Source organism: Hydrogenophaga sp. H7, from assembly GCF_002025745.1.
Lineage (GTDB): Bacteria > Pseudomonadota > Gammaproteobacteria > Burkholderiales > Burkholderiaceae_C > Hydrogenophaga > Hydrogenophaga pseudoflava.
Genome location: NZ_MCIC01000001.1, coordinates 117,102 through 137,973, shown reverse-complemented (window position 1 = coordinate 137,973; position 20,872 = coordinate 117,102). Strand labels below are relative to the sequence as shown.

At 68.9% G+C, this 20,872-nt stretch carries 21 protein-coding genes; 11 read left to right on the top strand and 10 right to left on the bottom strand.

What is annotated here, in order from left to right:
• Window positions 1-31 precede the first annotated feature (31 nt).
• The 3 genes from BC358_RS00725 to BC358_RS00715 are packed head-to-tail and all read left to right on the top strand — an operon-like array spanning window position 32 to window position 1,245.
• Window positions 32-409 (top strand): hypothetical protein, encoded by a 378-nt coding sequence (locus BC358_RS00725; RefSeq protein ID WP_066157339.1) that lies wholly within the window; start codon window positions 32-34, stop codon window positions 407-409.
• A 12-nt stretch (window positions 410-421) separates the two neighbouring features.
• A complete protein-coding gene (locus BC358_RS00720; RefSeq protein WP_079364292.1) occupies window positions 422-856 on the top strand; it encodes a VOC family protein in 435 nt (144 codons plus the stop codon).
• Between the two features lie 5 nt (window positions 857-861).
• Entirely contained in the window at window positions 862-1,245 is a 384-nt protein-coding gene (locus BC358_RS00715; RefSeq protein WP_079364291.1) for an S-adenosylmethionine decarboxylase family protein, read from the top strand.
• A 10-nt stretch (window positions 1,246-1,255) separates the two neighbouring features.
• Here BC358_RS00715 and BC358_RS00710 read toward each other — a convergent pair whose 3' ends face one another.
• The 5 genes from BC358_RS00710 to BC358_RS00690 form a co-directional block, all read right to left on the bottom strand.
• Entirely contained in the window at window positions 1,256-2,830 is a 1,575-nt protein-coding gene (locus BC358_RS00710; RefSeq protein ID WP_143434135.1) for an FAD-dependent oxidoreductase, read from the bottom strand.
• Window positions 2,831-2,837: 7 nt separating this feature from the next.
• A complete protein-coding gene (locus tag BC358_RS00705) occupies window positions 2,838-4,394 on the bottom strand; it encodes a polyamine aminopropyltransferase (protein ID WP_256861396.1) in 1,557 nt (518 codons plus the stop codon).
• Window positions 4,395-4,503: 109 nt separating this feature from the next.
• Window positions 4,504-4,725 (bottom strand): DUF350 domain-containing protein, encoded by a 222-nt coding sequence (locus BC358_RS00700; protein WP_079364290.1) that lies wholly within the window; start codon window positions 4,723-4,725, stop codon window positions 4,504-4,506.
• Between the two features lie 40 nt (window positions 4,726-4,765).
• Window positions 4,766-6,259 (bottom strand): DUF4178 domain-containing protein, encoded by a 1,494-nt coding sequence (locus BC358_RS00695; protein WP_079364289.1) that lies wholly within the window; start codon window positions 6,257-6,259, stop codon window positions 4,766-4,768.
• A gap of 97 nt (window positions 6,260-6,356) precedes the next feature.
• Window positions 6,357-7,370 (bottom strand): fumarylacetoacetate hydrolase family protein, encoded by a 1,014-nt coding sequence (locus tag BC358_RS00690; protein WP_066157358.1) that lies wholly within the window; start codon window positions 7,368-7,370, stop codon window positions 6,357-6,359.
• A gap of 145 nt (window positions 7,371-7,515) precedes the next feature.
• On the opposite strand from BC358_RS00690, the gene BC358_RS00685 reads away from it, so the two are divergent.
• The 4 genes from BC358_RS00685 to BC358_RS00670 all read left to right on the top strand — a co-directional run bounded on the left by BC358_RS00685 (window position 7,516) and on the right by BC358_RS00670 (window position 11,328).
• Window positions 7,516-8,394: an IclR family transcriptional regulator gene (locus BC358_RS00685; RefSeq protein WP_079364288.1), complete on the top strand. Its 879-nt coding sequence runs from the start codon at window positions 7,516-7,518 to the stop codon at window positions 8,392-8,394.
• Window positions 8,395-8,402: 8 nt separating this feature from the next.
• Window positions 8,403-9,632 carry a DUF3108 domain-containing protein gene (locus tag BC358_RS00680; protein ID WP_079364287.1) on the top strand — a complete coding sequence of 410 codons (1,230 nt, stop codon included), beginning with the start codon at window positions 8,403-8,405 and terminating at the stop codon, window positions 9,630-9,632.
• 149 nt (window positions 9,633-9,781) lie between these two features.
• Window positions 9,782-10,066 carry a DUF3567 domain-containing protein gene (locus BC358_RS00675; protein WP_066157363.1) on the top strand — a complete coding sequence of 95 codons (285 nt, stop codon included), beginning with the start codon at window positions 9,782-9,784 and terminating at the stop codon, window positions 10,064-10,066.
• A gap of 113 nt (window positions 10,067-10,179) precedes the next feature.
• Window positions 10,180-11,328, top strand: a complete 1,149-nt coding sequence (locus BC358_RS00670; protein WP_079364286.1) for an ABC transporter substrate-binding protein — start codon at window positions 10,180-10,182, stop codon at window positions 11,326-11,328.
• Here the strand turns inward: BC358_RS00670 and BC358_RS00665 are convergent.
• A complete protein-coding gene (locus BC358_RS00665) occupies window positions 11,300-12,421 on the bottom strand; it encodes an AbrB family transcriptional regulator (RefSeq protein WP_256861395.1) in 1,122 nt (373 codons plus the stop codon). The two genes, BC358_RS00670 and BC358_RS00665, sit on opposite strands and share 29 nt — an antisense overlap.
• Before the next feature lie 57 nt (window positions 12,422-12,478).
• On the opposite strand from BC358_RS00665, the gene BC358_RS00660 reads away from it, so the two are divergent.
• The gene (locus BC358_RS00660) at window positions 12,479-13,306 is read left to right on the top strand and encodes a ChaN family lipoprotein (protein ID WP_079364285.1); all 828 of its coding nucleotides are present in this window, start codon (window positions 12,479-12,481) and stop codon (window positions 13,304-13,306) included.
• A 20-nt stretch (window positions 13,307-13,326) separates the two neighbouring features.
• Here BC358_RS00660 and BC358_RS00655 read toward each other — a convergent pair whose 3' ends face one another.
• Genes BC358_RS00655 through BC358_RS00645 form a run of 3 tightly spaced genes read right to left on the bottom strand, consistent with a single transcriptional unit; the run spans window position 13,327 to window position 16,866 of the window.
• The gene (locus BC358_RS00655) at window positions 13,327-14,394 is read right to left on the bottom strand and encodes a zinc ribbon domain-containing protein (protein WP_079364284.1); all 1,068 of its coding nucleotides are present in this window, start codon (window positions 14,392-14,394) and stop codon (window positions 13,327-13,329) included.
• Window positions 14,395-14,406: 12 nt separating this feature from the next.
• A complete protein-coding gene (locus tag BC358_RS00650; RefSeq protein ID WP_079364283.1) occupies window positions 14,407-15,489 on the bottom strand; it encodes an SPFH and helix-turn-helix domain-containing protein in 1,083 nt (360 codons plus the stop codon).
• Between the two features lie 36 nt (window positions 15,490-15,525).
• Complete coding sequence (locus tag BC358_RS00645) at window positions 15,526-16,866, bottom strand: aminotransferase class III-fold pyridoxal phosphate-dependent enzyme (protein ID WP_079364282.1); 1,341 nt, start codon at window positions 16,864-16,866, stop codon at window positions 15,526-15,528.
• A gap of 140 nt (window positions 16,867-17,006) precedes the next feature.
• Between BC358_RS00645 and purU the strand changes: the two genes are divergently transcribed.
• Both purU and BC358_RS00635 read left to right on the top strand, forming a co-directional pair.
• On the top strand, window positions 17,007-17,855 hold the full coding sequence (gene purU / locus BC358_RS00640) for a formyltetrahydrofolate deformylase (protein WP_079364281.1): 849 nt from the start codon (window positions 17,007-17,009) through the stop codon (window positions 17,853-17,855).
• Window positions 17,856-17,860: 5 nt separating this feature from the next.
• Complete coding sequence (locus tag BC358_RS00635; RefSeq protein WP_066157383.1) at window positions 17,861-18,730, top strand: LysR substrate-binding domain-containing protein; 870 nt, start codon at window positions 17,861-17,863, stop codon at window positions 18,728-18,730.
• On the opposite strand, the gene BC358_RS00630 is transcribed toward BC358_RS00635, so the two are convergent.
• Window positions 18,731-19,159 (bottom strand): Hsp20/alpha crystallin family protein, encoded by a 429-nt coding sequence (locus BC358_RS00630; protein ID WP_079364280.1) that lies wholly within the window; start codon window positions 19,157-19,159, stop codon window positions 18,731-18,733.
• A gap of 194 nt (window positions 19,160-19,353) precedes the next feature.
• On the opposite strand from BC358_RS00630, the gene BC358_RS00625 reads away from it, so the two are divergent.
• Window positions 19,354-20,856 carry an FAD-linked oxidase C-terminal domain-containing protein gene (locus BC358_RS00625; RefSeq protein ID WP_079364731.1) on the top strand — a complete coding sequence of 501 codons (1,503 nt, stop codon included), beginning with the start codon at window positions 19,354-19,356 and terminating at the stop codon, window positions 20,854-20,856.
• The last annotated feature ends 16 nt before the right edge of the window (window positions 20,857-20,872 follow it).

The following is a 20,872-nucleotide window of genomic DNA, read 5'->3' as shown; positions in this document are numbered from 1 at the left end:
TCTTTCCTCACTTTTTTCAGGAGTACTTTGCATGACCACATTCCACGCCGTCGTCTGGATGGACCACAGCCAGGCCCACGTGCTGATGTTCGACAAGGAGCACATCGAGGCGCAGCGCGTCAAGGCGCGCCAGCAGCACACGCCCAAGCACGGGCACGTCGGCGCCGACAAGGACTTCTTCAAGGCCATCGCGGACTCGCTGGAGGGTGTGTCCGAGGTGCTGCTGACCGGTCCGGCCAGCGCCAAGATCGAGTTCCGCGACTGGTGCAAGCACAACGCGCACGCGACGGACAAGGCCGTGGTCGATGTGGTCAACAGCGACCACCCCAGCGATGCCCAGCTCGTCGCGATGGCGCGCCAGTATTTCCTGAAGTTCGACCAGAAGGCCGCCGACCCGACACAGCGCTGATATCCTGCGCGGATGACCTCCAGCACGCTGCCCGCCCGAAGCCTGTTCCACTTCGCCTTCCACGTCACCGACCTGGACGAGGCGCGGCGCTTCTACGGCGGCGTGCTCGGCTGCACCGAAGGGCGCAGCACCGACACCTGGGTCGACTTCGACTTCTTCAGCCACCAGATCTCGCTGCACCTGGGCGAGCCGTTCAAGACCACGCGCACCGGCCGCGTGGGTGAGCGCCTGGTGCCGATGCCACACTTCGGCCTGGTGCTGCTGCTGTCCGAGTGGCGCGCGCTGGCCGATCGCCTGACCGCTGCGGGCGTGGACTTCGTGCTGCCACCGCAGGTGCGCTTCGAGAGCCAGCCGGGCGAGCAGTGGACCATGTTCTTCTGCGACCCCTTCGGCAACCCGATCGAGGTCAAGGGCTTCGCCAGCACCGAGGCCATCTTCGCCGCCTGAGCGCCGTGAACGGCCTGCACCTGACCGCCGACCTGCGCGGCTGCCGCTGCGACCAGGCCTGGCTGACCGACGCCGAGCGGCTGCTGGCCGCCTCCGTGCAGCGGGTGCAGGCCAGCGGCCTGCAGGCCGTGGCGCAACTGGGGCATCGCTTCCCCGACACGCCGCAGGGCCCGGGCGGCGTCACCGCCACGGTGCTGCTGGCCGAGTCGCACCTGTGCGTGCACACCTGGCCGGAGTCGCGCAGCGTGAGCCTGGACGTGTACGTCTGCAACTTCGGCGCCGACCACTCGGCGCGCGCGCAACAGCTGATGGACGCGCTGCTGGTGTTGTTTGCGCCGGCCGAGGTCGTCCGGCGTTCGGTCGAGCGCGGCGCGGCGCCCGCCGCCTGATCCCTCTCGTTCAGCCGCGCAGCCGGCGCGCGATGTGCTGCCCGGCCAGGTGGCCGCGTGTGAAGGCCTCCTCAAACACCGAGTACCCGGCCCAGTCCGCGTGGGCAAACGCCAGCCGGTCGTCGTGCCACGGCCCCTCGTACAGCGATCCGGGCGCCGGGATGGCCATCGCATGGCCGTAGCGCGTCACCGCCACCTCGCGCACCCGCGCCGGCAGGTCCGGGTGCGGAAGCGACAGCTCGGCCAGCGCGCGGTCGCGCCAGTGGGTCCAGGGCCGATCCAGCAGCGCCTGGCGCGCGCCCGGCTCGTCGCCCAGCGGCAGGTACCAGGTCCACACGCGCGGCCCGGCCACCCGCTGCAGCGACTGGTGGCTGGCGTCCACATAGCCCAGGCCGGCGGTGCCATAGGTGACGTTGTCCCAGCCCGGGTGGGCGCCGCCGCGGTCCTTGGGAGCGTCGTCCAGCAGCAGGTTGACCACGGCCCAGGGCGCCATGCGCAGGCCGGCCGCCCGCGCCGACACCACCGGCGGCAGCGGATCGATCACCCGCCGGGCGATGAACACCGGCAGCGCCACCACCGCCGCTCGGGCCTGCCAGCGGGTGATCCGCCCGTCGTCCGGCGACACGCTGTCGACCGCCACACCCTGGCGCCCCGGGCGCACGCGCAGCACGCCCTGCCCCGTGTGCAGGCGGTCGCCCAGTCCCATGGCCAGCCGTTGCACCAGCCAGGCGTTGCCCTCGGGCCAGGTCAGCAGGGGCTCGGCCTCGCCCTCATCACCCGGTGAGGGAAAGCCGTGGCGGCTGGCGAAGTAGTGGATGCCGGCCCAGGCACTCACCGCGGAGGCACCGGCGCCGTAGTCGTCGCGGCAGGCGTAGTCGAGGTACCAGCGCAGCTGCGGGTCGTTCAGGCCATGGCCATCGAGCCACTGCGCAAAGCTCTGCGCCCAGAGCGCGCGCACGGTGTCGGTCACCGGCACGCGCACCGCCGGCATGGCGTAGCGCTGCGAGCGCCGGGCCTCGTCGATCAGGCGGCTCAGGCGCCGGTACTGCTCCAGCGTGGACGCCGCCACACCGTCCAGCGACAGCAGGCCGTCGTGCCAGGTGCCGTTCCAGTACAGACGCTCCTGCGGGCTGTGGCAGAGGTGGCGTTCGTCGTAGACCCAGCGGCCGGCCACGCGCTGGCGCAGGCCGATCTGCTCCAGCCAGCCCTGCAGCTCGGGCGCGTCGTCCGAGGGCACGGGCAGGTAGTGCGCGCCCAGTGGACAGGCCAGACCACCCAGCCGCCCGGCACGCGCATTGCCGCCGGCCTCGGGCTCCAGTTCCAGCAGCGCGACATCCTCGATGCCGGCCATCGTCAGCGCCCGCGCCGCCGCCAGCCCGGCCACGCCACCGCCGAGCACCAGCACGTCGGCGCGGCGCTGTTCGGCCGGCTGGGCCAGCGCCGCATCGCGCCAGCGGTGGCCGCGCGCCGGGTCGGGTCCGGTGAAGCCGCCCGTCACCTCGCTCGGCGCCGGCTGGCAGCCGAGCAGGCCCGCCCCCGCCGACGCGCCCAGCCAGCCCAGGCAGTCGCGCCGCGTCAGAGCCATGGGGCCTTCACTTCGAGACCTTTCCCCATTCCGTTTCGTAGGTGTGCACCAGCACCTGGTTCGACAGGCGGTTCACCTCGGTGGGCATCCGCGCCATGTCGGCCGGGAAGTCGAACAGCAGCGGCAGGGTCTGGGGCGTGAGGAAGCGCAGGCCCTCGGGCAGCGGCGTGACGGACGGCGAGAACGGCCGGTGGCTGGCGACGATGAAACCCCACTCACCGAAGCTGGGCACGTGCGCGTGGTACGGCGCGGTACGCAGGCCGGCGGCTTCGATGGTGGTCGCCACCGTCCAGTAGCTCTGGCGCGCCACCAGCGGCGAGGTGGTCTGCACGACCGCAAAACCGCTGGCCGACAGGCGCCGCGACAGCAGCGCGTAGAAGGACTCGGTGTAGAGCTTGCCGACCGAGAAATTGGTCGGGTCGGGAAAGTCCACCACGATGACGTCGAACATGTCGATGCCTTCCTCCAGCCAGCGGAAGGCGTCGGTGTTGACGATCTGCACGCGCGGCGAGCGCAGGGCGTCGGCGTTGAGGCGGCGCAGCGCGGCGTCGCTGGAGAACAGCCTCGTCATCGCCGGGTCCAGCTCGACCAGGGTCACCTGCTGCACGCCGGGGTAGCGCAGCACCTCGCGCACCGCCATGCCGTCGCCACCGCCCAGCACCGCCACGCGCCGCGGCGCACCGCCCCCGCGCGCGTAGGCCGACATCACCGGGTGCACCAGGGCCTCGTGGTAGCGGTACTCGTCGCTTTCGGCGAACTGCAGGTTGCCGTTGAGGAACAGCCGGTGGCCCTGGGGCCCGCGCGTGAGCACGATGCGCTGCCAGGGTGAGGTCTCGGCCAGCACCACCTTGTCGTCGAAGAAGCGGTCTTCGGCGGCGGTGGTGATGCGGTCGGCCAGCGCCCAGGCCACCAGCAGCGCCGCCAGCACCAGCACGGCCGACGCCGCGTGCGCCGCGCGTGCGCGGATCTCGTGCCGGAACAGCCACAGCGCCCAGAAGGCCACGGCCGCGTTCATCAGGCCGAACAGCAGACCGGTGCGCGCCAGGCCCAGCTGCGGCACCAGCCACAACGGGAAGGCGATCGACACCGCCAGCGCACCCAGGTAGTCGAAGGTCAGCACCTGCGACACCAGGTCCTTGAGCACCACGTGGCGGCGCAGGATGCGCATCACCAGCGGAATCTCCAGTCCCACCAGCGTGCCCACCAGCAGCACCAGGCCATACAGCAGACCGCGAAACGCGCCGGGCAGGTAGGCGTTGGCCAGGAACAGCAGCGCCGGCAGCAGCCCGCCGATCAGCGCGATCAGCAGCTCGATGCGCAGAAACTGGGCCGGCAGCTGGCGCTCGACGTGGCGCGAGAGCCAGCTGCCGATGCCCATGGCGAACAGGTAGGTGCCGATGACGGTGGAGAACTGCAGCACCGAGTCGCCCAGCACATAGGACGCCAGCGCCGCCGCCGCGAGCTCGTACACCAGGCCGCAAGCGGCCACGAGAAACACGCTGGCCAGCAGCGCGATCTCCACCGGGCCGGGGGCGTGGCTGGTTGGTTCGGTTTCAGTGGTCACGTTCGTTGGCAGTCGCGCAGGCACGAGCGGTCAAGGTCGTCGCGGAACCGGCTCCGCCGGGCCGCAGACGACGCCCCCTGGGGGGTGACGCCGCAGGCGGCGCGGGGGGTCACCCACTGATCGCCGCGGCGACGATGATCGAGATGCCCAGCGACATCGCCGCGACCACCAGGCCCAGCGCCATGTTGCGGTTCTCGACCAGTTCCTTCCAGAGGTCGTAGGGCGTGAGCTTGTCGATCACGATGAAGCTGATCCAGAACACCACCACGCCGATCAGCGCGAACAGGATCGAGCCCAGAAACGCCGCGGGCCTCAGCCATTCAATGTCCATCTGTTGCTCCTGTCGAAATGTGGAGAGGGGAAAAACCGGTTCACTTGTGCCAGCCGCCGCTGGAGCTGCCACCGTAGGACCCGCCGCCCCAGCGGCCGGAGGTCGAGCTGCAGTTCTCGACCTGGGGATCGCAGTCGTCGCAGCCCCGCTCGATCATCACCACGATCAGCACGGCCACCACGAACAGGACCACCTTGCCGACCGACCAGCCGTCGCTGCTCAGGGGCGTCGCGTCGCCGCGTTTGAACAGGTCCTTCTTCTGGTCCAGCTTGAACGCCTTGGCGACGAACGCGCTGTCCAGCCGCTCGCCGACGGACCAGGTCCATTCGTCCCGCGATTTTTCCAGCGACAGCAGGTTCCCGCCCTGCGCGTAGTCCGAGTTCTCGGTCACCTGGCCGCGCTCGACCTTCCAGTAGAACTCGCCGGCCACGTACTGCGTCTCGGCGCGGTAGCTGTACTGCAGCTGGTAGCGCTTGCCCAGGTAGGTGGCGGTCTTGCCGCCCGACGACACCTTGGGTGCACCGGTGGCGGGCTTGACCAGGCTCCAGCCGTCTTCGGCGTCCACCAGGAACTGGAAGCCTTCCTTGCGGCTGTAGAGCAGGTACTCCTGCCAGGCGAACACCTCGTCCTCGCCCGGCTCGGTGCCGCTGCGGTGCTGGTAGCCGACCACCTGCCAGGACGCACCGCGCAGCTGGCCGACGGTGCCCAGCGGGATCAGCGGGCGCACCGGCTCGTCCTGGATCGCATGCTTGAGCTCGCCGCCGATGCCGGCCGACAGGTCGATCAGCGCGTCGCACGAGGGGCAGCTCATGCTCTTGGTGGTTTCGAGCTTGACCTCCAGCCGCGCCGCGCAGTTCGGGCAGTTGAAGTGCCGCCCTTCGTCCTTGCGCACCGAATCGCCGGCCAGACCAGCGAGCTGGAGTTCGTCGAGCGGGACCTGCGCGCCCAGCCAGACCGCGGGTGGCTCGCTGGCGTAGTCGATGCTGCAGACCGACCCGGCGTCGTTGCGCAGCTCGACCACCCCGAACACTTTGCCGGGCTCCGGCAGGTGCGAGAGCTCACCCTGCGCCGCAAGGACCGAGGCCTCGGTGACCGCGCCGACGGCAAAGGTCTCGCCGCCCAGCACGTGGCTGCGGCCGACGCGCCAGTCCTTGAACGCGGGCAGGCTGCCCGAGACCTTGCGTGGCACGCTGAAGACAAAACTGCCGTTGTCCTCGCTCAGGCTGCCCAGGCTCTGGTCGTCGAACACCGCCTGCCACTCGGTCCAGCGCGCCGCGGCGTTGCCCAGCTGCAGGCGACCGACCAGGGTGAAGGCCTTGCCGCGCCACTGGCCGGTGGCGCCGATCTTCAGTGGGCTGTAGTCGGTGAACTCGTCGGCGATGCGGCCCAGGCGGGCCAGCGCATCGGCCTGGCGCACCACGCTGGAGTGGCAGTAGGCGCAGACGGCGTGGGTGGACTGGGCGCTCTGGAACGGCACCGGAGCGCCGCAACCCGGGCAAGGTGCCTCGTAGCGACGCTGGGTGCCCTCAGCCATGGCCACTGCCGACGGGTGCCGCCGTCTCGTACTGCACAACAGAAATCGGCCGCACCCTTCGCATGGTGCGGCCGATCATAAGGGCGGTGCGAGCGGCTCAGCTCCGGGCCAGGGGGGCGATCTTCTGGTCGATCGCGCCGAAGATGCTCTGGCCGTCCTTGCCCTTCATTTCGATGCGGATGGTGTCGCCGAACTTCATGAACTCGGTCGAGGGCTTGCCGTCCAGGATGGTCTCGATGGCGCGCTTCTCGGCGATGCAGGAATAGCCCTTGGGCCAGTCCTTCTTGCCGTCGACCTCGACGCCGCGGTTGCTCACCGTGCCCGAACCGACGATGGAGCCGGCGCGCACGTTGCGCGTCTTGCCGATGTGGGCGATCAGCTGGCCGAAGTGGAAGGTCATGTCGGGGCCGGCGTCGCACATGCCGACCTTGCGGCCGTTCCAGGTGCTCTGCAGGGTCAGGTGCACGCGGCCGCCCTGCCAGGCGTCGCCCAGCTCGTCGGGCGTCACGGCCACGGGGCTGAACGCGGTGGCCGGCTTGCTCTGGAAGAAACCAAAGCCCTTGGCCAGCTCGGCCGGGATCAGGTTGCGCAGGCTGACGTCGTTGGCCAGCATCAGCAGGCGCACGCCGTCCAGCGCCTGTTCGGGCGTGGCGCACATCGGCACGTCGCCGGTGATGACCGCGATCTCGGCCTCGAAGTCGATGCCGTAGTCCTCGCTGGGCACGACCACGTCGTCGCGCGGGCCGATGAAGTCGTCGCTGCCGCCCTGGTACATCAGCGGGTCTTCGTAGAAGCTGGCCGGCACCTCGGAGTTGCGGGCGGCGCGCACCAGCTCCACGTGGTTGATGTAGGCCGAGCCGTCGGCCCACTGGTAGGCGCGCGGCAGCGGCGCCATGCACATGGCCGGGTCGAACGGGAAGGCGTGGCGCGCCTTGCCCTGGTTGAGCGTGACATACAGGTCCTGCAGCTGCGGCGCCAGGAAGTTCCAGTCGTCCAGCACCTGCTGCAGCCTGGTGGCGATGCCCGTCGCATAATGGGCGGTCGTCAGGTCGCGCGAGACGACCACCAGTTGTCCGTCACGCGAGCCGTCCCTGTAGGTGGCGAGTTTCATGCGAGTCTCCTGCGGTGTGTGGGGTTTACATGATTACGAATAGTGAAATTCGTTAACCTATACGTAAAAATAGCATTCTAGTTCACGGCGCACATCTGCGTGTGAAAGCCCCTCATTCCACCCCAGCGCTCCCGACGTTGTTCCGATGCCTGCCGCGAAAACCCCTGCCCCCGAGGCCTCCCACCGACGCGACACCACCGAAACGGACACCGAGCACCTGCGCGCCGGCATCCAGTCGGTCGAGGTCGGGTTCGAGCTGCTCAATGCCCTGTCCCAGGCCCCCGGTGCGCTGATGCTGCGCGACCTGGCCGCCGCCGCCGGCATGAGCGCGGCCAAGGCCCACCGCTACCTGGTGAGCTTCCAGCGCATGGGCCTGGTGATGCAGGACCCGGTGAGCACCCGCTACGACCTGGGCCCGGCCTCGCTGCGCCTGGGGCTGGCCAGCCTGAGCCGGCTGGACGCCGTGAAGCTGGCGCGCGACCGCGTTCCCGCGCTGCTGGCCGAAACCGGCCACACGCTGGCGATTGCCGTCTGGGGCAACCAGGGGCCGACCATGGTGCACTGGGCCGAGGCCCCGCAGACCGTGCCGGTCACCCTGCGCCTGGGCGACGTGATGCCGCTGCTGACCTCGGCCACCGGGCGCTGTTTCGCCGCGTTCATGGGCCAGGAAGGCCGCGACGCCCAGCGCATCGCGCCCATGATCCGAGAGGAACTGGCCCGGGTGAAAAAACTGCCACGCAACGGCCTGCCGCTGGAAGACGTGCCTCAGACCCTGCAGGATGTCCAGGCCATGCTCGATGAAACCCGCGCCCAGGGCCTGGGCCGGGTGGTGCACAGCCTGCTGCCCGGCGTGGGCGGCTTCTGCGCGCCGGTGTTCGACGCCCAGGGCCGGCTGGCGCTGGGCCTCGTGGTGCTGGGCTCGGTGGCGACGCTGGACACCGACTGGAACGGCGCACCCGCCCAGGCGCTGCGGCGCTGCGCCCGCCAGCTCAGCGACGATCTGGGCCACCGGCCGACGCCATGACCGCTGCCATGCCGCACTTTCCCGTCGAGCGCGCGGCGCCACGCCGGCGCGTGCTGTTCGCGCTGGGTGCGGGCGTGCTGCTGGCACACCTGAGCCTGCTCAGCGGCGGCCTGTCCGGCCTGTCGCTGGACATGTTCACCGCGACCGCCTCCGATCCCGCGAGCGCACCCGATGCGACCGGTGCGCCGCCACCACCCGAACTGGCCGCCGCCATGAGCGAGGAACTGCCGCCGCCCGTGCGCAGCAGCCGCGTGCGCTGGATATTGCCCAAGCCGCCGGCGCCCGAACCGGCGCCGCCACCTCCCCCACCGCCCCCTCCGCCCAAGGTGATCGAACCCCCGCCGCCCCCGCCGGTGGAAGCGGTCGTGGTGGCGCCCCCCGCCGAACCTCCGGCCGAGCCCCCGCCGGTCGAAGTGGCCGTTGCGCCGCCTCCGGAGCCGCCTGCTCCGCCGCCGGTCGAGGCCACGCCTGTCAATCCGCCCGCCCCGGTGTCGGACCTGCCTGCAGCCACCGAGGTCGCTGCCAGCACGGTCCAGGGCCAGGGCGCGGGACTGGCCGACGCCGGCCTGCCGCCGGCCCTGCCGCCGCCGGGCGCAGATCTGCGCTTCTCCGCCACATCCATCTCCAAAGGCAAGACCTACAACGGCACTGCGCAGCTGGAATGGTCCACCGATGGCCGGCAGTACGAGGCCAGGCTGACCGTGCGTGTGCTGGTGTTCACCGTGCGCTCGCAAAGCAGCAAGGGCCAGCTCAATGCCAAGGGCCTGGCGCCCGACCGCTTCACTGACCAAGCGCGAAGCAGTGAGCGCGCCGCGCATTTCGACCGCGAGGGCCAGCGGTTGCGCTTCAGCAACAACGCGCCGGACGCCAAGCTGCTGCCCGGCGCGCAGGACCGCCTGTCGGTGAACTTCCAGCTGTCTGCACTGTTCAATGCCCGGCCCGAGGCCTACACCGAGGGCAAGGCGCTGCGGCTGCCCGTCAGCGGCGTGGACACGTCGGAGGTCTGGCTGTTCCAGGTCGGGCCGGTCGCCAACGAAACCCTGCCCGCTGGCGAGGTGCAGGCCGTGCGGCTCACCCGATCCCCGCGCAAGGAGTTCGACAAAAAGGTGGAGGTCTGGCTGATGCCGGCCTACGCCCACCTGCCCGGCCGCATCCGCATCACCGAGCACAACGGCGACTACCTGGACATGGTCCTGCAGGACCTGCCCGCGCTGCCACAGAGAAACGATCCCCCCTGATCGTTGGAACTGTGCCGAAAAACACACGCATCTTGAAACTTCGGCGCACAGGACCATCTAAATCTGCAACAGGCCTGAAGCCCGGCAGCGAATTGCCGATATAAGTGACAACAGGTGCCCCGTTTCGCCCTGTGGAAGGAAATACAGCCATGCACATGCTCTACGACTCTGATGCCTTTGCGGTGGTCCACATCCTGGCCAACGCGCCGGAAGACGGCGAAGCGCAGCGCCTCCTGGGCCCGCAGATTCCCCGCCACGGTTTCGAAATCGTCGACAAGCGCTCGGGCAAGGAGGTCTACCTCGACGGCTCCTGGGCCGAGATGTTCCAGGAGCAGATCCAGGCCTGGCAACAGAACACGCCCTCTCAGGAAGAAGTGGAAGACACGCTTGAAGGCTATGCCTCGCTGGCCCAGATGCCGGTGGTCATGCACTGAAAATCTGCGAAACCGTTGACTTTCGACACAAAGCCGGCGCCCTGCGCCGGCTTTTTTGTTGTCCGCTGGCGGGGCATATTCATACACTGGCGAAATACACAGAGGAGTATCCAATGAAATGTCCGCCCCTGGCCGCCGCCCTGCTGCCCCTGGTCCTTCTGGGTCTTTCCCCAAGCCTCACCCAGGCGGCCGCCGACGGCGTGACCCCCGAGCAGATCCTGATCGGACAGACGCTGACCCTCCAGGGCGGCAAGAACGAATATGGCACCGCCGTGCTGGCCGGCGTCCAGGCGGCCATCGAGCAGACCAACCGCAACGGCGGCGTCGCAGGTCGCAAGCTGGTCCTCAAGGTGATGGACGACGACAACAAGTCGGCGCTGGCCGAGGCCAATGCCCGGCAGCTGGTGACCCAGGACAAGGTGTTCCTGCTGTTCGGATCGATCGAGGGGGGGCCGTCCACCGCCGTCATGAAGGCCGCAGTCGACCTCAAGGTGCCGTTTTTCGGCCCGATGGCGGGATCGCCCACCCTGCGCACGCCACACCAGCCCCTGGTATTCCCGGTGCGGGCCGAACACAAGGACGAGTTTCGGGCCCTGATGCTGCACGCCCGGAGCCTGGGCATGGGCCGCGTGGCCTTCGTGCGCTCGGACTCGGAAACGGGTCAGCTGCACCTGGCCAACGTCCAGCGACTGGCCAGGGAAACGGGCATCGAGGCGGTGACCGACCTGCCGTTCAAATCGGACATCGGCGACGCGGACATCGCGGCCATGGTCCGGCAGCTGGCGGACAGCAAGGCGCAGATGGTGTTCAACCATGGCGGGGCCGGCATGTACGAGAAGCTGATCCGTCAGGCGCGGCAGGCTGGCGTGAAGGCCGCCTTCTACGGCGTCAACTCGGGCTCTTCGCAGCTCGCGAGCCATCTGGGGGACCTGGCGCACGGCATGATCTTTGCGCAAGTCATGCCCAGCCCGTGGGAACGCAAGACGGCGCTGACGCGCGCCTACCAGGACACCTTTTCCAGTGGCCAGCCGGGACAGCCCTTTTCGTACGGCAGCCTGGAGGGCTACCTCACCGCGAGGGCGCTGATCGAAGCCCTGCGGCGTGCCGGGCCCAACCCGAGCCGCGACTCGTTCCTGGCCGGCCTGCGCAACACCGAGCTGTCCATCGAGGGAATGAAAATCAGCTACCGCGACGGGGCCCACACCGGCATGTCGTTGGTCGACCTGGCGATCGTCACCCGCGAGGGTCGCTTCCGGCACTGAGCCGGCGCACCCACCAGCGGTAGACCGGCTCGGCCAGGATCAGAACCGCCACCAGGCGGCAGACCTGGAACGCCGTCACCATGGGCACGCCCAGCTGCAGCACCTTGGCGGTGATGGACATCTCGGCGATGCCACCCGGCGAGGTGCCGAGCACCATGGTGGCCGGGTGCAGTCCGGTCATCAGGGACAGCAGCCAGGCGAAGCCGGCGCAGACCGCCATCATGAACAGGCTGGCCAGCGCCACCGAGCCCAGCCAGCGCGGCGCGGTGTGTACAAACGCGGGCGTGAACCGCACCCCCAGGCTCACGCCGATCACCAGTTGCGCCGCGGCGCTGAGCGCAGGCGGGATTGCCGACAGCGTCACGCCGCCGAGCGTCAGCACCATGGTGGCCACCAGGGCCCCCATGAACCAGGGGTTGGCGCGGCCCAGCCGGCGCATCACCAGAATGCCCGCCAGGGTCAGGCCGCCCAGCAGGGCGAGTCCCACGATGTCCACGGCGCGCGCACCGGGGGGCGCCGGCTCCAGACCGGACACGCCCCAGGCCTGCATGGCGAACGGGATGGTCACGGTGACGAGCAGCACGCGCAGGCTGTGGGCCGCCGCCACAAGATCGGTGCTCGCGCCGTGGCGCTCCGCGATCAGGGTCATCTCGGAGGCACCACCGATGGCGCCGGCGAAATAGGTGGTGCTGCGCAGCTGTGCCGGGCTCAGATGCCCCAGCTGCTGTGCATGGACACGCCGCAGCCAGACCCCGAACCCCAGGCCCAGTGCCAGCGCCCAGACGATGCCCAGGGCGATCGCCCACCAGAGCCCGACCACCAGCACCCCGACCGCGGGCGTGAAGTACAGGCCCAGAGCGGCGCCGATCACCCACTGGCCGCCATTGCGCAACGGGATCCAGCTCGCCGTGGGCGCACCGAACACCGACACCAGCGCCGTCGCCAGCAGCGGTCCCAGCATCCAGGGAATGGGCGTGTTCAGCCAGGCGCACAGGCGCGCCGCCCCGAAGGCCAGCACCAGGGTCAGCAAGACACGAAGGATGAAGGGGGTGCCCCGGGTGGTCGGGGCCTCAGGATCGGTAACGGGCGACACGGACAGGGCACCGGTAAGGCGCCGACGCAACAACAGCAGGACGCGTAGTATCGGGTCATGATCTGTCGCCCCGCTGTCATCGTCCGCCGGTTCACCGTCGCCCTGATGGCGTTGACGATTGGTGCCTGCAGTGCCATGCCCCTGGCCACGGCGGATCTCGAGGGCCTGCTGCCCACGCCGCTGTTGCTGGTCGGGGAGCAGCACGACGCACCCGAACACCAGGCCCTGCAGCGCGACACCGTGCAGCAGCTGGCCGCCCGCGGCGAACTGGGGGCGCTGGTGCTGGAGATGGTCGAGCAGGGCCGGGACACCCGCCATTTGCCGCCCGACGCAACCGAAGCCCAGGTGCGGGAGGCGCTGGACTGGACCGCCGAACGCAACACGGGCGCCTGGCCCTGGGCCGTGTACGGCCCGACCATCCTCTCGGCGGTGCGCGCCGGGGCGCCGGTGCTGGGCGGCAACCTGCCCCGCGCCGGGATGCGCGCCGCCATGACCGATGCCACTCTGGACGGCACGCTGCCTGCGCCGGCCCTGCAGCGGCAGCGCGAGGCGATCCGCGACGGCCACTGTCAGCTGCTGCCCGACACCCAGATCGCACCGATGACGCGCATCCAGATCGCCCGCGACCGGGCCATGGCCCAGACCGCCGTGGGAGCGCTCCAGCCGGGTCGCACGGTGCTGCTGATCGCGGGCAACGGCCACGTGCAGCGCGACCTGGGGGTGCCGCGCCATCTGCCCGCCGGGCAGCCGCACCGCGTGGTGATGGCGCTGACCGGCGACGTGGCCGGAGCCGCTGATCCGGCGGTGGCCGACCGCCAGTGGGTCACGCCACGGCGTCCCCCCAAGGACCATTGCGCCGAGATGCGGCAGCAGATGGGCCGCTGAGCCGGCCCGAGGCCCGGCGCTCAGCGCCCTTCGAGAGACATGAGGATGTAGAGCAGGATCAGCCCGGCGATCACCGCCAGCGCGATCTTGACCCAGCTCTTGGGGTACTCGCCCGCCACCTGCCCGGTGGCGCCGTTCACCACCACCTGGTAGTCCTTCGCGCCGTAGCGGTAACCCACCAGCCAGACCGGCAGCAGCACGTGTTTGAAGGTCTGGCGGTCGAAGCTCGGTGCGACCTGCAGGTTGCGGTGGGTGTCGGCGCGGATGTCCTGGGCGCACATCCGCCGGATCGCCTCGACCATGCGCTCGCGCCCGCGCTGGGCGGCGGCCACGAGGTCGAGCTGGTAGCGCTCCACCGTCCAGCCGCTGAGGTAGCCCGGGTCGTAGGGTTTGAGCCGTTCGGACGCGGTGGGGAACGGTTCGACCGCCTCCACCAGCCGCGGGTGCACCCCGCGCGAGCCGCAGACCAGGGTGTCGTCGAAGAAGTGCCGCACCTGGCCGCTGACGGGGAACCAGCGGACCTGTCGCTCGCCCTTCTGGTTCTGGTAGTACTCGCCGCCCTCGGCCGTGTAGCGCGCGCTGACCTCGGCGTCGAAGGTCCAGTACGGCAGGTAGACGCCCTTGACGGTGTCGGTGAGCGCCTTGCCGCCGAGGTTGTTGGGCGCCCAGAAGCGCGACTTGTACCAGCCGCGCAGCTTGTCGCGCGCGGCGGGCTCGCTGACGTCGAAGGGCAGCAGGCTTTCGGGCCGGATGATGTCGCCGGTCTCCTCGAACGCCACCAGCGCCGTCGAACCGCAGAAATCGCAGGCCTTGCCCTGCTGGGCGCTGGTGAAGGTGCTGATCGCCTGGCAGTGCTGGCAGCGCACCGGCCGGCGCTGGTCCTGCCAGCCGCGCGCGCTCCGCGGAATCGACTGCAGCGCCGCGACCAGGTCGTGCTCGACGATCTCGCCGTCGGTCTGGACCTCGTAAGGCGACTCGGTGCCGCAGTAGGCGCAGATCAGCGCCTTCTTCGCCGGGTTCCACTGCGCCTCGCCGCCGCAGGCCGGACAGGCCAGCTTCTGGCGTGCGGTGACTTCGCTCAGCTGCATGGGCCTGTGGCGTCAACCCTTGAGAAAATCATCGAGCGCCGCCTGCGGCACGCGCCACTGGCTGCCGATCTTGCGGCCCTTGAGGTTGCCCGCCTCCAGCTCCTGCAGCACGTCGGCCGGACTCACGCCCAGGGCCTCGGCCACCTGTTCGGGGGTCATCAGCGCGATGGGTGCCGACGGCGGGGCCGCGGCCGCCGCGGGGGCCTGGGGCACCAGACCCGGCTGCGAAGGCGCCTGGGCGGTCCCGCCGGCCATGCCCTGCATCATCGACTGGCCCATGGCCAGGCCGGCCGCCAGCTCTGCGCCGATGCCGGCGGTGCCCGCCTTGCCTTCGGCCAGGGCGTTGCCCATGTTGTATTTGATGTAGTCGTTGAGGTTGCCGATGGCGGTCATGGAGCCGCGCTTGTCGATCGCCTGCTCCAGCTCGGGCGGCACCGACACGTTTTCCACCACGAAGGCGGTCATCTCGATGCCGTACTTCTCGCGCGTGGCGACGTTGATCGGCTCCAGCAGCGCCTCGCCCAGCTCGCCGTAGCGCGTGGCCACGTCCAGCGCCGGCACCTTGGCCTTGGCCAGGGTCTCGCTGAACACGCTGACCAGGCGTGAGCGCATCACGTCGTTGAACTCGTCCAGCCGGAAGTGGTGGTCGGTGCCCGCGACTTCCTTGAGGAACTTCACCGGGTCGACAATCTTGAAGTCGTAGGTGCCGAAGGCGCGCATGCGCACCACGCCGAAATCGGCGTCGCGCATCATCACCGGGTTGGACGTGCCCCACTTGTTGCCGGTGAAGACGCGCGTGACGACGTAGTAGACATCCGCCTTGAACGGCGTCTGGAACTTGTACTTCCAGCCCAGCAGGTCCGAGAGGATGGGGATGTTCTCGGTCTTGAGCGTGTGGCGGCCCGGCCCCAGCGTGTCGGCGAACTGGCCGACGTAGACGAACTGCGCCACCTGGCTCTCGCGCACGATCAGCTGGGCCTCGTTCTTGATCTGCTTGTCGTCGTCCGGGAAGCGGTACGACAGCGTGTCGCGCGAGTCGTCGGTCCACTCGATGACGTCGATGAACTGGCGGTTCAGGAAATCCATGATGGCCATGCGGAGCCTCCTTGCGGCGGAAAGGGTGGACGGGTGTCAGGCGTGGCGCTTGATCGCGTCGGCCAGCACGTTGACCATGGTATCAATCTGCTCGCGCTCCACGATGTAGGGCGGCGCGAACACCAGGTTCTCGCCCGCGTTGCGCACCAGCACACCGCGGTGGTAGCAGTCCAGGAAGATGTCGTAGGCGCGCTTGCCCGGCAGGCCAGGAATCGAGGCCAGCTCCACGCCGACCGCCAGGCCCAGGCTGCGGATGCTGATGACGTTGGGCAGGCCCTTGATCGCGCTGTGGGCGGCGTCGCCCAGCACAGGGCCCATCTCGCCGGCGCGGGCGAACAGGTTTTCCTGCTGGAACAGCTCCAGCGTGGCGATCGCCGCCGCGCAGGCCACCGGGTGGCCGCTGTAGGTGTAGCCGTGGAAGAACTCGATGGCGTGCTCCGGCGCGCTGCCGTGGGCGCCCATCATGGCGTTGTAGATGCGGTCGCTGCAGACCACGCCGCCCATGGGGATGACGCCGTTGGTCACCGCCTTGGCGAAGTTCAGCATGTCGGGCTGCACGCCGTAGTAGTCCGACGCGAACGGCGTGCCCAGACGGCCGAAGCCGGTGATGACCTCGTCGAAGATCAGCAGGATGCCGTGCTTGTCGCAGATCTCTCTGAGCCGTTTCAGGTAGCCCTGCGGCGGGATGTACCAGCCCGCGCTGCCGGCCACCGGCTCGACGATGACCGCCGCCACGTTGCTCGGGTCGTGCAGCGGCAGGATGCGGTTTTCCAGCTCCAGCAGGATGTCCTCGTTCCACACCGGTTCCTGGTTGTGGATGTAAGCGTGGTTCACCGGGTCGTGGATGAAGCGCAGGTGGTCCACGCGCGGCAGCAGCGCGGCGCCGTAGACCTTGCGGTTGGCCGGAATGCCGCCCACGCTCATGCCGCCGAAGTTGACGCCGTGGTAGCCGCGCTCGCGGCCGATGAAGATGTTGCGGTGGCCTTCGCCGCGCGCCCGGTGGTAGGCCAGCGCCACCTTCAGGGACGTGTCGGCCGCTTCCGAGCCGGAGTTGCAGAACAGCACCTTGTTCAGGTCGCCGGGCGCCATGGCCGCGATCATCTCGGCGGCACGGAAGGCCTTGTCGTTGCTGACGCTGAAGGCGGTCGAGTAGTCCAGCGTGTCCAGCTGGGCCTTGATGGCCTCGTTGATGGCCTTGCGGTTGTGGCCCGCGCCCACGCACCACAGGCTGGAAATGCCGTCGATGATCTGGCGGCCGTCGTGCGTGGTGAAGTACATGCCGTCGGCGCCGACGAAGACGCGCGGGTCTTTCTGGAAAGCACGGTTGGGCGTGAAGGGCAACCACTGGTTGTCCATGCGGAAGTCGTTGTAGGCCATGGTCGGTCTCCTGGGCGGGCGCAGCGTGCGCAGACAATGAAGTGGACGGATTCTGGCACCGGAAACATCGAATCGTGAGGTCCACTGACCTCGGACCACCCGGACCCACCCCCAGCCACCCTGCGACAATCCGCCCGACCATGATCCACACCTACGTTCTCACCCTCTCCTGCCAGGACCGTCCCGGCATCGTGCACGCCGTCTCCGGTTTCCTGCTGGAGCGTGGCGGCAACATCGAAGAAGCCGCCCAGTACAACGACCACGGCACCGGCCTGTTCTTCATGCGGGTCCAGTTCACTTGCGGCCAACTGACCCAGGACGACTTGCGCACCCACCTGAGCTTGTTTGCCGAACCGTTCGGCATGCAATGGGGACTGCACCCCCTGGCCGAGCCGATGAAGACCGTCATCTTCGTGAGCAAGGAAGGCCACTGCCTGAACGACCTGCTGTTCCGCTGGAAAAGTGGCCTGTTGCGGCTGGACATCCGGGCCATCGTCAGCAACCACCGCGACTTCTACCAGCTGGCGGCCAGCTACAACGTGCCGTTCCACCACATTCCGCTGACGGCCTCCACCAAGGCGCAGGCCGAGGCGAAGCAGCTGGAGGTGATCCGCAGCGAAGGCGCGGAGCTGGTGGTGCTGGCGCGCTACATGCAGATCCTGTCGGACAACCTGTGCCGCGAGCTCTCGGGCCAGGCGATCAACATCCACCACAGTTTCCTGCCCAGCTTCAAGGGCGCCAAGCCCTACTACCAGGCGCACGACCGCGGCGTGAAGCTGATCGGCGCCACCGCCCACTACGTGACGGCGGATCTGGACGAGGGCCCGATCATCGAGCAGGACGTGGCCCGCGTGGACCACACCGACACGGTGGAAGACCTCACCGCCCTGGGCCGCGACACCGAGAGCCAGGTGCTGGCGCGCGCGGTGAAGTGGCACAGCGAGCACCGCGTGCTGCTCAACGGCCACAAGACCGTTGTCTTCAAATAATCCAGATGGCGATCAGGATTCCGCCCATCCAGTGTCTGCTGACGTTCGAAGCGCTGGCGCGCCTGCGCAGCGTGACGCAGACAGCGGAAGAGCTGTGCGTGACACCCAGCGCGGTGAGCCACCGCATCAAGCAGCTCGAACAGATCCTGGGCACCAAGCTGTTCGGGCGGGCGGATTTTTCACTGACCACCGAGGGCAGCGAGTACCTGGCGCAGGTGCGCGAGGGCCTGGCCTCGCTGCAGAAGTTTCCCAGCAGCGCGGCCTCGCCGGGCCGGCGCAAGCTGCGGCTGGCGGTCACGCCGACCTTTGCGCGCTCCATCCTGCTGCCGCGCCTCAAGCAGTTTTCCGACGCCTACCCCGAGATCGACCTGACGCTGCAGGTCAGCATCCCGCTGCTGGACGTGGTGGCCGAGGACGCGGACCTGATGATCCGCTTCGGCACCGGTCGCTACGCCGATGTGGAGCACGTCTGCCTGATGAAGGACGAGGTCACGCCGCTGGCCTCGCCGACCTTCGTGCGCGAGCACGGCCCGTTCGAGACGCCGCAGGATCTGGAGGGCGAACCGCTGCTGCGCAGCCCGCTGGAGCCCTGGCGCACCTGGTTCGCGGCGCACGATCTGGACTGGCCCGAGCCGGTGGACGGCTCGCAATTCAACGACATCGGCCTGATGTGCGACGCCGCTGCAGCCGGCATGGGTGTGGCCCTGGTGCGCATGAAGCTGGCCGCGCCCTGGCTGGAGAACGGCACGCTGGTGCCGCTCTACCCGCGCCATGTGCCCAGCCCGCACGCGCACTACCTGTGCTGGCGGACCGGCACCATGGACCGCTGGGAGTGCGCCGCCTTCGCCGAGTGGCTGCGCAACTCCCTCAGCTGATCATTCGACGTTCAGTCGCTGGCCCGCGAGCGCCAGCTTCTTCGGCAGCGTGAGCGTCAGCACGCCGTTTTCGTACTTCGCCTTCGACTTCTCGTTGTCGATGTCGGTGGCCAGCTGGAAGCTGCGGGCCACGGCGCCGTAGTAGCGCTCGGTGCGCAACACCTTCTCGTCCTGGCTTTGGCTGTCCTGCTGCTTGATCTCGGCGCGCAGGGTCACCACGCTGCCTTCGACCGTCACGTGGATGTCCTCCTTGGCCACGCCGGGCACTTCGGCCACCACGGTATAGGCCGATGGCGTTTCCTTCACGTCGATCTTGATCTGCGAGGGCGAGGGCAGGCTGTCGCCGTGCAGCGGGCGGACATAAAAACCGGGGGCGACATCCTTGAAGAAGTCGTCGAACAGGCCGGTGCGTGCGATCAGATGGTTCATGTCGTTCACTCCTGAAGGTGGTGGTGCATTCGGGGGACCGGTCAACACCGCTCCCGTGCCAGACAGATAGATTCCCATCCTGCGCTTTTCAAGACCCCGGCATTTGACGCGGGTCAAAACCACTCAAGTCCTCTCACATCGGGCTGCAAGTTTCTTCAATGCACAAGCGGACGGCCAGCCGTACACTGCCGCGCATGAACGCCCCCACCGCCCCCGCCGAAGTCACCCGCGCCGAACGCGCCGCCCGCCAGGCCGAGGTGGTGCGCGCCCTGCAGGCCGTGCTGCCGGCCCACGCCCTGCTCTGGCACGCCGAGGACACCGTGCCCTACGAGTGCGACGGCCTCACCGCCTACCGCCAGCGGCCGCTGGTGGTGGCCCTGCCCGAGACCGAAGCCCAGGTGGCGGCCGTGCTCAAGGCCTGCCACGCACTGAATGCGCCGGTGGTGGCGCGCGGCGCCGGCACCGGCCTCTCCGGCGGCGCCATGCCGCACGCCATGGGCGTGACGCTGTCGCTGGCCAAGTTCAACAAGATCGTGTCGCTCGACGCCCGATCGCGCACCGCGGTGGTTCAGGCCGGCGTGCGCAACCTCGCCATCAGCGAGGCGGCCGCGCCGCACGGCCTGTACTACGCGCCGGACCCGAGCAGCCAGATCGCCTGCACCATCGGCGGCAACGTGGCCGAGAACTCGGGCGGCGTGCACTGTCTGAAGTACGGCCTGACGGTGCACAACGTGCTGCAGGTGCGCGGCTTCACGGTCGAGGGTGAACCGGTCACCTTCGGAGGCACCGCGCTGGACACGCCGGGCCTGGACCTGCTGTCGCTGGTGATCGGCAGCGAGGGCATGCTGGCGGTCGTGACCGAGGTGGTGGTCAAGCTGGTGCCCAAGCCCCAGCTGGCGCGCTGCATCATGGCCAGCTTCGACGACATCCAGAAGGCGGGCGACGCAGTGGCCTCGGTCATCGCGGCCGGCATCATCCCGGCCGGGCTGGAGATGATGGACAAGCCCATGACCGCCGCGGTGGAAGACTTTGTCAAGGCCGGCTACGACCTGAACGCCGAGGCGATCCTGCTGTGCGAGAGCGACGGCACACCCGAAGAGGTGGAAGAGGAAATCGGCCGCATGAGCGCGGTGCTGCGCGGCTGCGGTGCCACCGCCATCGCCGTGAGCCGCGACGAGGCCGAGCGCCTGCGCTTCTGGAGCGGCCGCAAGAACGCCTTTCCGGCCAGCGGCCGCATCAGCCCCGACTACATGTGCATGGACTCGACCATCCCGCGCAAGCGCCTGGCCGACATCCTGATCGCCATCGGCGAGATGGAGAAGAAGTACGGCCTGCGCTGCGCCAACGTGTTCCATGCCGGCGACGGCAACCTGCACCCGCTGATCCTGTTCGATGCCAACGACCCGGACCAGCTGCGCCGCTGCGAGCTGTTCGGCGCCGACATCCTGGAAACCAGCGTCGCCATGGGCGGCACGGTGACAGGCGAACACGGCGTGGGTGTGGAAAAAGTCAACAGCATGTGCGTTCAGTTTTCCGCAGAGGAAAACGCACAGATGTTCGCCGTCAAACGCGCCTTTGATACCAAAGAGCTACTAAACCCCGGAAAAGTGATTCCGACGCTGCAACGTTGTGCCGAATACGGAAAGATGCTGGTGCGCGCAGGCCAGATCAGCCACCCGGATTTGCCCCGGTTCTGACGGTCAGATTTCACAT